The sequence below is a fragment of the Methylophaga sp. genome, assembly GCF_009711715.1.
In the GTDB taxonomy this organism is placed as follows: domain Bacteria; phylum Pseudomonadota; class Gammaproteobacteria; order Nitrosococcales; family Methylophagaceae; genus Methylophaga.
In genome coordinates, this window is the sequence record NZ_VENF01000031.1 from 23,747 (window position 1) to 35,823 (window position 12,077).

Genomic DNA, 12,077 nt, shown 5'->3' on the forward strand with positions numbered 1-12,077 from the left:
TGCTGCCAAAAATTGAGCTTGTTTGATGGATTAAGTGGTCGAGTGTTTGAGCACAGCGAGTTGTCGACCACGCCATCAGGCAAGTTTAGTTTTTGGGTGAAAGCAATATGGGGTGCCCTTTTCTTTGGTTCGTTTCTTTTGGGCAAACAAAAGAAATGAACGCCCCGCGGCAGCGTCCCGGTGATGATTGGTTGCTCGTTAGGTGAGAGTGCTCTGACCTCATAATGACAGTGTCATGAGTGAATGAGCTTCTCGCGGCGGCATCATCAAAACAAGCCGGTGATCTGTCCCTGCTCATCAATATCAATCCGCTCAGCCGCAGGCCGTTTCGGCAGTCCGGGCATGGTCATCACATCACCACACAAGACCACCAGAAATCCAGCACCGTGTGACAGGCGCACATCCCGCACTGTCAGGGTATGATTCTCAGCCGCACCCCGAAGGCTGGGATCACTGCTGAATGAATACGGGGTTTTCGCCATGCAGACCGGGATATCGCCATGCTGTTCGTTGAGCATGCTGATTTTATCCATAACTTTTTTGTCAGCCACGACCTGACCGGCGCCATAGAGTCGTTTGGCGACTGCAGCAATTTTATCCCATAGAGAAAAATCGTCGGGATAAAGGAATTCACAGGGTGCCGCATCCTGTTCCAGCATCGCTACGACCCGTTTTGCCAGCTCTTCAGCACCAGCTCCCCCCTGTGCCCAGTGACGGGCCAGAATCGCTTCAGCGCCCATCTCTTCGACCGCAGATTGAATCAGTGCAATCTCGGCGTCGGTGTCATTGATGAAATGATTAATTGCCACCACACATCGCAGACCGAATTCCTGCTGCAGATTGTTTAGATGGCGCTGCAGGTTTTTCAGGCCGGCCTTAAGGGCATCGAGGTTTTCTTCACCCAGTTGCTTCAGCCCCAGACCGCCGTGATATTTCAATGCCTTAACGGTAGCAACAATCACCGCCATATCCGGTTTAATACCGGCTTTGCGGCATTTTATATTAATAAATTTTTCCGCGCCCAGATCAGCACCGAAGCCGGCCTCGGTGACTACATAATCACTGAGTTTGAGAGCCATTTTAGTGGAAATCACCGAGTTACAGCCATGCGCGATGTTGGCAAAAGGACCACCGTGAACAAAGGCCGGATTATTTTCCAGGGTCTGCACCAGGTTTGGCTTAATCGCTTCCTTCAGCAGGGCGGCCATCGCGCCATGGGCTTTGAGTTCACGGGCATAGCGTGGCGTACCATCCGTCGAGTAGCCAATCAGAATTTCACCCAGACGGTTCTTCAATTCCTGCAAGGAATTAGACAGGCAGAAAATCGCCATGACCTCGGATGCGACGACGATATCAAATCGGTCCTGACGCAGGTAACCATTGGCAGTCCCGCCCATGCCAACCACGATATCGCGCAGCGCCCGATCATTCATATCCAGCACCCGCTGCCAGGCGATTCGCCGGGCATCCAGCTGTAGTTCATTGCCGTGATGAATATGATTGTCGATCATCGCGGCCAGCAGATTGTGCGCCGCGGCAATCGCATGCAGGTCACCGGTGAAATGCAGATTGATATCTTCCATTGGCACCACCTGGGCATAACCGCCACCGGCCGCACCGCCTTTCAGACCGAAACAGGGCCCCATGGACGGCTCCCGCACACAGACCAGAGACTGTTTGCCAATACGGTTAAGTGCATCGCTGAGCCCAATTGTCGTGGTGGTTTTGCCTTCGCCGGCAGGGGTAGGGCTGATCGCGGTGACCAGTATTAATTTGCCATCCGGCCGGTCAGTGAGTTCATCGAGCACATCTAGGGAGACTTTGGCCTTGTAGCGACCATAGGGATCAAGGTGTTCAGCGGCGATGCCCAGTCGCTCACCGGCGAGCCCGGTCACTTCCTGCATCGTTGCCTGTTGTGCAATTTCGATATCAGACATGATTTCCCTGCTGTTTATTCTAAGCCAGCATTATACGCGACTTGGCTGCCTTGTCCTGTCCGGGCTATTCACCCCAGCGCGGCATCAGGCTATGTTCAATACCGGTCTGATCCAGAATACGGGCGACCACAAAATCCACCACTTCCTGCAACGAGTTCGGCCGGAAATAAAAACCGGGGCTGGGTGGCAGAATACACACTCCCAACCGCGCCAGTTTCAGCATATTCTCAAGATGAATCGCAGAAAACGGCGCTTCTCTGGGGACCAGGATCAATCTGCGGTTTTCCTTCAGCATCACATCCGCGGCGCGATTGATCAAATTATCACTCTGACCACAGGCAATCGCCGACAGCGTCCCCATGGTGCAGGGGCAGACAATCATGGTCGCTACCCGGTGTGAACCGCTGGCCAGCGGCGCGGACCACTGCTGTTCACCATAGACACGCAGTTGCTCAGGCTGACACTGAAACTGTTCGGTCAGCAACGTTTGGATATCACCGGCCCGGGCAGGCAGTTTCCAGTCCAGTTCGTCAGCGAGCACGATACGACCAGCAGCAGAAATCATCAGATGCACCGTGATCCCGCTTTGCAGCAATATTTCCAGTAGGCGTTTGGCATAGGGTGCACCCGAGGCACCGGTAATGGCCAGGGCAATCTGTTTATTATCGGTCATCGCGCTGCCAGTGCCTCCAGAATTTTCTGATGAATGCCGCCGAAACCACCGTTACTCATCACCAGAATTTCATCGCCCTGCGCCGCTTCCTTTTCCAGGGCCGTGACAATGCCATCCACTGAATCATGTACGCTGACATGATCCCCCAGGGTTTCTGAGACCTGTTTCAGCGACCATTTGAGTCCGGCATCCTGAAACAGTAATACCCGATCTGCCTGTATCAAAGACTGGGCCAGCGCATCCTGGTGTACGCCCATCTTCATGGTATTGGAGCGTGGCTCCAGCACAGCCACCAGTTTCCGGTTGCCGATGCGAGCCCGAAGACCGGCAATCGTGGTCGCAATCGCCGTCGGATGATGGGCAAAATCATCATAGACACGGATATTATCGACTTCACCGCGCAGTTCCAGCCGGCGTTTGACGCCGACAAATTCTGACAGTGCTTTCACTGCATGCTCAAGTGTCACACCAACATGTCGAGCGGCTGCAATCGCCGCCAGCGCATTACTGACATTATGCTGTCCCAGCATATTCCAGCGTACGGTGGCGCTCTGGTCCGCAAACTGGACCTCGAATTCACTGCCGTCCTTGTTAATTAGCTTCGCCTGCCAGTCACCATCGTTGCCAAGCGTCTGCCGTGGTGTCCAGCAGCCCATCTCAAAGACCTGTTCAATGGCCTTTTCCTGCGGTGAGATAATCAAGCCTTCAGAAGGCACGGTTCTGACCAGGTGATGAAACTGTTTTTGAATCGCCGCCAGATCATCAAAAATATCAGCATGGTCAAATTCCAGATTATTAATGATCAAGCTGCGCGGCTGATAGTGAACAAATTTGGAACGTTTATCGAAAAAAGCGGTGTCATATTCATCCGCCTCAATCACAAAAAACGGGGTATTTCCGAGCCTTGCTGTTTCGCCGAAATTATCCGGTACCCCGCCGATCAGAAAGCCGGGCGAGAGACCGGCATGCTCCAGAATCCAGGCCAGCAGGCTGCTGGTTGTGGTCTTACCATGGGTGCCTGAAACACCCAGCACCCAACGGCCACGTAATACATTTTCCGCGAGCCACTGTGGCCCGGACACATATGGCAGGCCTTTGTTGAGCACATATTCCACTGCCGGATTGCCACGGGTCATCGCATTACCCATCACCACCAGATCGGGTACCGACTCCAAATGGCTCGGATCGTAACCTTCCATTACATCAATGCCAGCGGCGGCCAGCTGATCACTCATCGGCGGATAGACGTTAGCATCACTGCCACTGACGCTGATACCCAGCTCTCTGGCCAGTAAAGCCAGGCCGCCCATAAACGTGCCGCAAATGCCGAGGATATGGATATGCATCTAAGCGACTCCTGATATGGTCAGTCCCACCACCACGAGTGAGAGGATGGTATAAGCCACCGTCAGAATGGCTGCCATGCCGGGCCGGATGTCCAGAGCATGGCGGAAAATATGAGCGGTAATAAACAGACTCCAGAACATCAGAATCAGCACCAGCAGCAAAACCAGACTGGTCAGTTGACCGTGTGATTCAACCTGGCGAAACAGCATGAAAACCGGCAGCCCGAGGAGGCCCATAATAGCGCCGGTGCCAGCCATCGCAGTGGCTGTCTGCAGGAAACGTTGCCCCATCCCGCGCAGGTAAAGCAGCAACCAGCAAACCGCCAGTAACAGCAGCGTATCGCTCAGGCTGGCAAACAAAGCGGCCGACCAGGGATGGTCAACATGGCTGACCAGCGTGCCGATGGAAAAATAAATTAAACAGACCAGTTTGAGTAACCAGTGAGAGGCCGGCACATCAGCCGGACCTGACTTGAACAGGCAGATCTGGAAAAAACGCTGCAATAAAATCATGCAGGCATGATACCCCGTCGCCTGCGGTGAACAAAGTATTTAATCACGCTTTATGACTCCACCCGGGGCCCAGTCCTGTCCTTTTCTAGTCATCAATGACAATACCCCATGGAGACTCGCCGACCGCAATAGTTTTAACCACCTTACGTGTTGCAGTCTCGATCACAGAGACCGTGTTGCTCATGCCATTTGCAGCATAGAGATAACGACCATCGCGAGTCATCGCCAGCCCCCAGACGCGCTTCCCAACCGTCACACTGTCCAGATGCTCAAGCGTTTGGGCATTCATCACTGCGACCGCACTGGCCCGGCCGGTAGAAACGTAAAGTGTCTTATCATCAGCGCTGACCACCACCGCCATCGGCCGGGCATTCGTTGCAGCAACTTCGGCCCGCTCAGTAACTGATAAGGTTCTGATATCGATAATCGCCACCTCATTACCCACTTCACTCGCCACATAAGCCCGCGTACCGGCATGATTAAAGGTCACGCCTCGCGGTCTGGCAGCCACTGACAGCGTCTTGACAAGCTGATAATCAGCTGTAGTGATCACATGGACCTTGTTGCTGGCCTCACTGGCGACCAGAACCAGCTTGCCATCAGGCGATACAGCCACGCCCTCGGGTTCAACCCCCACCGGAATGCTCGCCAGCAAAGCTTGATGTTGCGGGTCTAGTACTGAAAGCTGACCGCTATCCTCCTCAGGTACATACAAATAGTCATTCGGACCGATGGCAAGCGTTTCCGGATCACTGCCGACAGGCCATGTGTCTTTTACCGTCCCGCTTGCCAAATCGACGATCGCAATCGCATCGGCTTCACTTATCGCGATAAAAAGCTTTGAGTGGTCAGTCGACAGGGCCATGCCTCTGGGACGGTCACCGACCGCCAACGTATCGATAACCGTATTTGATTCAAGGTCAATAACACTGAGGCTGTCTGACATCTCATTGCTGACATAAGCCCGATTGCCAGGTTCAGCCGCCATGCTGCTGTTCATCAGGATCAGAAAAAGAAATAGGCCATTTTTCAGGATCATGAAATTCGCTCTTGTTGTTCCCGTTACTTGGAAGACTACCAGCCGTTTTATTGCGCGCACTAGCCTGTGACTATTTTAAGCTATCCGGACCTGCTGCTCACGAGGAAAGAGGCTTAATTTGTCATTTCCGCTCAAGTCAGTGGCGTTTTGTCCGATACCCAGATTAAGTGAATAGGTATTGGACTATGACGGATAAATCCCTGGAACTTGAAATGCGGCTGGTGATCGAGGGTCTGGAAGAACTGGCTACTATCAGCAGCTATCATTGTCAGCTGGCGCACTGCCGCATTCTTAGCGTGGAAACCGTGGAAGAAGCAAAACAGCGTGAACTGGCAGAAAGCAGTCATAACGTGGTCACAATGGAATCCCGTCGCCGGCATCAGTCGCCCACCTTTATCAGTAAGGCGCTACGGTTCAGCGATCGCCACTCTTTCTCATAAAAAAGCCCGGTAGGACCGGGCTTTTTTTATTGTCGACCGGGCAGTTAGACCTGACTGCCGTCGGGATTCACATTCTCATCATCTTCTTTCACGGGCGGCAACAAATCTTCCTTGCTCACACCCATCGCCATAATCGTGTTACTGGCAATGTAAATCGAAGAATAAGTACCCACTACAATACCCAGCAGCAGGGCAATCGAGAAAGCATGAATGACTTCGCCGCCAAAGATAAACAGGGCGACCACTACCAGCAAGGTGGTTAAGGAGGTCATCAGGGTTCGGCTCAGAGTGTCATTCAGCGCGGTATTGACGATTTCTACTGAAGTGCCTTTCCGCATGCGCAGGAAAGTTTCACGAATACGATCGAACACCACAATCGTATCGTTGAGCGAGTAACCGATAATAGCCAGAATCGCCGCCAGTACAGTCAGATCAAATTCGATGCGGGTCAAAGAGAAAAAGCCCAATGTGATGACGACGTCATGGATCAAGGCCACTACTGAACCGATGGCAAAGCGGTATTCAAATCGCAATGAAACGTAGATCAGAATGCCGATAAGGGCATAAAGCATGGCGAGGCCGCCCTGCTCGGTCAGTTCATCTCCAACCTGCGGGCCGACAAATTCAACACGGCGAACATCGATTTCCGTCTCGTTTTTGCTCTGCAACATGGAAACCACCTCATTGCTGAGCTGGGCCATATTCTGAGTTTCTATAACCGGCAGACGAATCAGTACGTCATGAATCGAGCCGAAGTTCTGCACCGTTGCTTCCGGATAACCGCCATCGGCCAGATCCTGACGCAGTTGATTAAGGTCAACCTGTTCCTGGTAACCCAGCTCGATCATGGTGCCACCGGTGAAGTCAATACCGAAGTTCAATCCCTGCATCACCAGCGAGGTAACAGAAACAATAAGTAAGATAATCGAAAAACCCGCTGCCAGCAGGCGTTTCGACATGAAATTGATATGGGTTTCTTTTGATAAAAACTGCATGTCTGGCAAATCCTAAATTGACAGCTTGGGTTTATGCTGACGACCGTAAATCAGGTTGACCACGGAGCGCGTACCCATGATCGCGGTAAACATCGAGGTGATAATGCCCAGGGACAAGGTCACAGCGAAGCCTTTAATCGAACCGGTACCGAAACCGAACAAGACAACTGCCGCAATCAAGGTGGTGATATTGGCGTCGGCAATCGTCGAGAACGCTTTGCCATAACCGGCGCTGATACTGGATTGCGGACTGTTGCCGTTACGCAGTTCTTCGCGGATACGCTCAAATATCAGTACGTTCGCATCCACCGCCATACCGACCGTCAATACGATACCGGCAATCCCCGGCAAGGTCAGTGTGGCCTGCAGCATTGACAGCAAGGCAACGATAAAAATCAGGTTGGCTGCCAGCGCCAGATTGGCTACAAAACCAAACACTTTGTACCAAAGCAGCATGAACACCAGCACAAAGGCAAAACCGATCATAACAGAGGCAAAACCCTGATCGATGTTGTCCTGACCCAGGCTGGGGCCCACGGTCCGTTCTTCAACGATTTCGATTGGTGCCGCCAAGGCGCCGGCACGCAGCAGCAGGGCCAGATCGCGCGCCTCGGTGGTGCTGTCGAGGCCAGTGATTTGGAATTTCTTGCTCAGTTGGTCACGAATGGTGGCGACATTAATGATTTCCGGCACCTGACGGCGGACTTTAACCAGTTCACCATCAATTTCCTTGGTTTCTGTTTTGGACTCGATAAACACCACCGCCATCGGGTTACCGATGTTATCGCGGGTGATATTGCTGAAAATACGAGCCCCTTTACCGTCCAGCGTCACGGAAACTGCCGGCGAACCGGACTGCGGATCCAGTGTCGACTGGGCATTGATGACATGCTCACCTGTCAGCATTACCCGTTTATTGAGCAGGTAAGGCCGGCCATCACGGTGATAATACAGTTCTGAGTTTGGCGGAACCCGGCCGTTGACTGCGTCCTGAACATCACTTTCAAAGTCGACCAGACGAAATTCCAGTGTTGCTGTAGCACCGAGGATCTTCTTGGCCTGGGCAGTATCCTGCACGCCCGGCAACTGCACAACGATACGGCTGTCACCCTGTTGCTGGACGGTCGGCTCGGCGACACCCAGTTCATTGATACGGTTACGCAGTGTGGTGATGTTTTGTTGCAGAGCCAGTCGTTTGGTTTCCCGCAGATTGACCTCATTCAATTGCATGACCAGAGCCGGATCAGTGGTGTCTTCTGCCACATTGACTAGCAGGGCATCCATTTCACGGCTGATCAGACTCTCCGCTGCATCACGGTCTTCGGCATTCCGGAACACGACTATCAACTGCTGATCTTCCACCTTGATTTGCTTGTAACGGATTTTCTCGTCACGCAGACTCAGGCGCAGATCACTGCCATAGCCATCAAGCGCCTGTTTCACCGCCGCGACCATATCCACCTCCATCAGGAAATGAACACCGCCACGCAAATCCAGGCCCAGGTTCATCGGCTCCGCACCCAGTGCCGCCAGCCAGTCCGGTGTCGTCGGTGCCAGGTTCAGCGCAATAATATAATCACCGGTCAGGGTCTGGTTCAGCACTTCCTTGGCCTGCAACTGGCTGTCAGCAGAGGTCAGACGAACCAGCAACTTGTCATCTTCCAGTTCAATGCCTTTATAGTCGATACCGGCCTGTTTCAGCGCAGTCTCTGCTTTATCAGCCAGATCCAGATCCACTGTGGCGGAGCGGCCTGCTGAAATCTGCACTGCCGGATCATCACCAAACAGATTGGGCATGGCAAAAATAGTGGCAACAATCAGTACGACAAGAACCAGCAGGTTCTTCCACATTGGATATCGGTTCATTATTAATTCCTGGTTTTTTTGAAACCGTTTTTCAGGTGGGGTATTACAGTTTTTTCAACGTGCCCTTCGGTAACACAGCACTGATTGATTCGCGGCGAACTTTGACTTCGACGCCTTCGGCAATCTGTACCGTAATCGCGTTATCGGTGATTTCCAGAATTTTACCCATCAGGCCGCCATCGGTTACGACTTCGTCACCTTTGGCGAGCGCAGACTGCATGGCACGGTGTTCTTTAGCCCGTTTTTGCTGAGGACGAATCAGCATCACATAGAACAGAACCAGCAGCAGGATAGGGAAAGCGAAATCGAGTAGACCGGGGGATGCCGCAGCCTGACTTTCAACGGCACCGGCATGGGCAGCAGAAATGAAAAAGTCCATCATGAGTCCTCAAGTTCAATAATAAAAAGAAACTGATTATGCCACAGCCGGCAGAGTCACCGATAGCAATGACCCTAATCAGTCCATCGGGGTTTCCCGCAAGGCATAGAATTCCTGCCGGAATTGGGCCAGGCGACGATTTTCTATCGCAGTTCTGATTTCACGCATCAGCTTCTGGTAGTAATAAAGGTTATGAATGGTATTGAGCCTTGGTCCGAGCATTTCCCCGGTACGATCCAGATGATGCAGATAAGCACGGCTGTAATGACGGCAGGTGTAGCAGTCACAATAGGGGTCAAGCGGACCGGTATCGGTTTTGAAGCGACTGTTACGGATTTTTATCACACCCTGATGCACAAACAAATGCCCGTTACGGGCATTGCGTGTCGGCATCACACAGTCGAACATATCGACACCCAGCATCACGGCTTCCACCAGATCTTCCGGTCGTCCCACACCCATCAGATAGTGCGGCTTATCTGCCGGCATTTTATCGGCGAGGTGAGTCAGAATCCGAATCATATCTTCTTTGGGTTCACCGACCGACAGACCGCCGATGGCGTAACCATCAAAACCGATGTCCGTCAGCCCCGCTAAAGATTCATCACGCAGTGTTTCATGCATACCGCCCTGCACAATGCCGAACAGCGCAGACGGGTTATCAGCATGCGCCTGTTTGCTGCGCTCGGCCCAGCGTAAAGACAACTGCATTGACACCGCCGCCGTTTTTTCATCGGCAGGATAAGGCGTGCACTCATCAAAAATCATGACAATATCACTGCCCAGCGCCCGCTGGACGGCCATCGATTCTTCCGGCCCCATAAAGACCTTGTCACCATTGACCGGGGAGCGGAAATGCACGCCTTCTTCGGTGATTTTGCGCAGTTCACCCAGACTGAACACCTGGAAGCCACCGGAGTCAGTCAGAATCGGTCCCTGCCAACGCATAAAGTCATGCAGATCGCCATGCTGACTGATGATATCCGTACCCGGCCGCAGCATCAGATGAAAGGTGTTACCCAGAATGATCTCAGCGCCGGTATCCGACACTTCTTCCGGTGTCATCGACTTCACAGAACCATAGGTTCCCACCGGCATAAATGCCGGTGTCTGCACCGTACCACGGTCAAATGTCAACTGACCGCGTCGGGCAAAACCATCCTGCGCAAATAGCTCAAACTTCATTTTAAAATTCCGCAAAAAACGCCGCACAGGATACCATTTTCTGTCACTCAGCAGCGAAAAGCTCACAAATGCGGCCTGTTAAGCTAAGATCATTGATGTTAATGCAATCTGGAGCTGTGAATGTCTGATCCGAAAATCATCGTTGCCCTTGACTATGCTGATAAAAATTCGGCCCTGGCTATGGCAGATCAAATTGATCCGGCTTCGGCCCGCGTCAAGGTCGGCAAAGAGCTGTTTACCCGTGCCGGCCCCGATGTAGTCAGATCTCTGGTTAGTCGTGGTTTTGATGTTTTTCTCGATCTGAAATATCACGATATTCCGCATACCGTCGGTCGTGCCTGTGCCGCTGCCGCCGATCTGGGGGTGTGGATGATGAATGTGCACGCGCTGGGTGGTATGGCAATGATGCAGGCTGCTCGTGAAGCGGTAGGTGACAGTCACGATGCGCCGCGACTGATTGCCGTTACCCTGCTGACCAGTATGGACCAGCAAACCTTCGACCTGATTGGTCTGTCGGGCACCCTGGCTGAAAACGTGGTCAAGCTTGCCTGTCTTGCCAAAGACAGCGGTCTTGATGGCGTGGTCTGCTCAGCACAGGAAGCACCGGCATTAAGAGAAGAACTGGGTGAGCATTTCCAGCTAATCACGCCCGGCATCCGTCCCGTCGGCAGTGACCGCGGTGATCAGCATCGCACCATGACGCCGGCCGAAGCCATCGCCGCGGGCAGTCATTACCTGGTTATCGGCAGACCGGTGACCGCAGCAAAAGATCCGATGCAGGCGCTACGTGAAATTGAACAAAGTCTGGCCTGATAAACAACGCTCACCATAAAAAAGGCCATCATTGCGATGGTCTTTTTGTTTTCTCTATCGTCATTCCAAATGTCAGTCCGCACCGATATCCGGATCCTGATCGTCGGCATCAAAGCGTACCAGTTCTGAATCAGTATCGCACTGCGCTTCACTGAGAAAGGTTCTGGTGACATCCACCGGCCCCAGATGCTGAATGGTTCTGCGTCCCAACAGAATCGGGTAAATCATATTGTCACGATCACGCAGGCTGAACTGCTCCTCATAAAGCCTTTCCCCCACGCAGATAGTCATCAGCACCACAGCGCGTTTGTCGCGACCACCGGCACCGACCGCGGTAAAGTCACGTAGCAGCGGCCGTTCGATCCGTTCACTGATCTGCTCACCGGACTCGGTGTCTTCCAGATCCACGGTAAATCTGACCCACTCTTCATCATTTTTTTCGAAACGCTCAATATCCTCGGCATGCATGGAAGAAGTCAGTGCTCCGGTATCAAGCTTGGCTTTGGCTTCTACGCCCCAGGGCTGTAATTGTATCTTTTCTATCCAGCCCAGCACCTCTTCTGCCTGTAATCTGGTACTGAACAAGGCCGTGAGCAAACTGATGACGATAAGCGGTCTTATCCCGGCGCTACGCATAAATGTCTTCTCCTGTTTTTAACAAGCCTGACTTTAGTTAACCAGAAAAACACAGGGTTCCTGCGCACTTGAGACCTGGCTCACAAATTAAGTCTTTTAATGTGGGTAAATACAAAAAAAGCCCGCTTTTGAAGTGACCCCATAAAGTTGGACTCATTTTTAATCGGCAACCAAGGCCTGTTTTCGATATTGAATCGGACTCAGGCCTTTTAGTTTGAGCTTAATCCGTTTGTTGTTGTAGTAATTGATGTACTC

General features: G+C 52.5%; 13 protein-coding genes. 2 read left to right on the forward strand and 11 right to left on the reverse strand.

The window, feature by feature from the left end; genetic code table 11:
- Positions 1 to 266: 266 nt before the first annotated feature.
- The 5 genes from FH755_RS13890 to FH755_RS13910 all read right to left on the reverse strand — a co-directional run bounded on the left by FH755_RS13890 (position 267) and on the right by FH755_RS13910 (position 5,508).
- Positions 267 to 1,937 (reverse strand): formate--tetrahydrofolate ligase, encoded by a 1,671-nt coding sequence (locus FH755_RS13890; protein ID WP_292441694.1) that lies wholly within the window; start codon positions 1,935 to 1,937, stop codon positions 267 to 269.
- Positions 1,938 to 2,001: 64 nt separating this feature from the next.
- Positions 2,002 to 2,610, reverse strand: coding sequence for a flavin prenyltransferase UbiX (locus FH755_RS13895; RefSeq protein WP_292441695.1), 609 nt, complete (start codon positions 2,608 to 2,610; stop codon positions 2,002 to 2,004).
- On the reverse strand, positions 2,607 to 3,956 hold the full coding sequence (gene mpl / locus FH755_RS13900) for a UDP-N-acetylmuramate:L-alanyl-gamma-D-glutamyl-meso-diaminopimelate ligase (protein WP_292441696.1): 1,350 nt from the start codon (positions 3,954 to 3,956) through the stop codon (positions 2,607 to 2,609). Before mpl ends, FH755_RS13895 begins: the two co-directional genes overlap by 4 nt.
- Complete coding sequence (locus FH755_RS13905) at positions 3,957 to 4,469, reverse strand: hypothetical protein (RefSeq protein WP_292441697.1); 513 nt, start codon at positions 4,467 to 4,469, stop codon at positions 3,957 to 3,959.
- Between the two features lie 85 nt (positions 4,470 to 4,554).
- Complete coding sequence (locus FH755_RS13910) at positions 4,555 to 5,508, reverse strand: PQQ-dependent catabolism-associated beta-propeller protein (RefSeq protein ID WP_292441698.1); 954 nt, start codon at positions 5,506 to 5,508, stop codon at positions 4,555 to 4,557.
- A gap of 185 nt (positions 5,509 to 5,693) precedes the next feature.
- Between FH755_RS13910 and FH755_RS13915 the strand changes: the two genes are divergently transcribed.
- Entirely contained in the window at positions 5,694 to 5,948 is a 255-nt protein-coding gene (locus FH755_RS13915) for a hypothetical protein (protein WP_292441699.1), read from the forward strand.
- A 44-nt stretch (positions 5,949 to 5,992) separates the two neighbouring features.
- On the opposite strand, the gene secF is transcribed toward FH755_RS13915, so the two are convergent.
- From secF to tgt, 4 genes are all read right to left on the reverse strand, one after another.
- Positions 5,993 to 6,943, reverse strand: coding sequence for a protein translocase subunit SecF (gene secF / locus FH755_RS13920; protein ID WP_292441700.1), 951 nt, complete (start codon positions 6,941 to 6,943; stop codon positions 5,993 to 5,995).
- Between the two features lie 12 nt (positions 6,944 to 6,955).
- Positions 6,956 to 8,809, reverse strand: coding sequence for a protein translocase subunit SecD (gene secD / locus FH755_RS13925; protein ID WP_292441701.1), 1,854 nt, complete (start codon positions 8,807 to 8,809; stop codon positions 6,956 to 6,958).
- 43 nt (positions 8,810 to 8,852) lie between these two features.
- Positions 8,853 to 9,188: a preprotein translocase subunit YajC gene (gene yajC, locus FH755_RS13930; RefSeq protein WP_292441707.1), complete on the reverse strand. Its 336-nt coding sequence runs from the start codon at positions 9,186 to 9,188 to the stop codon at positions 8,853 to 8,855.
- A gap of 78 nt (positions 9,189 to 9,266) precedes the next feature.
- Positions 9,267 to 10,373 carry a tRNA guanosine(34) transglycosylase Tgt gene (gene tgt / locus FH755_RS13935; protein WP_292441702.1) on the reverse strand — a complete coding sequence of 369 codons (1,107 nt, stop codon included), beginning with the start codon at positions 10,371 to 10,373 and terminating at the stop codon, positions 9,267 to 9,269.
- A gap of 120 nt (positions 10,374 to 10,493) precedes the next feature.
- Here tgt and pyrF point away from each other — a divergent pair, with 120 nt between their 5' ends.
- Entirely contained in the window at positions 10,494 to 11,186 is a 693-nt protein-coding gene (pyrF, locus tag FH755_RS13940) for an orotidine-5'-phosphate decarboxylase (RefSeq protein ID WP_292441703.1), read from the forward strand.
- Between the two features lie 72 nt (positions 11,187 to 11,258).
- Here the strand turns inward: pyrF and FH755_RS13945 are convergent, their stop codons facing one another.
- Together FH755_RS13945 and FH755_RS13950 are read right to left on the reverse strand one after the other, a co-directional pair.
- Positions 11,259 to 11,822, reverse strand: coding sequence for an ATP-dependent zinc protease (locus FH755_RS13945; RefSeq protein WP_292441704.1), 564 nt, complete (start codon positions 11,820 to 11,822; stop codon positions 11,259 to 11,261).
- Between the two features lie 159 nt (positions 11,823 to 11,981).
- Positions 11,982 to 12,077, reverse strand: a 96-nt coding sequence (locus FH755_RS13950) for an IS3 family transposase (RefSeq protein WP_292437885.1), incomplete at its 5' end; no start/stop codon positions are given.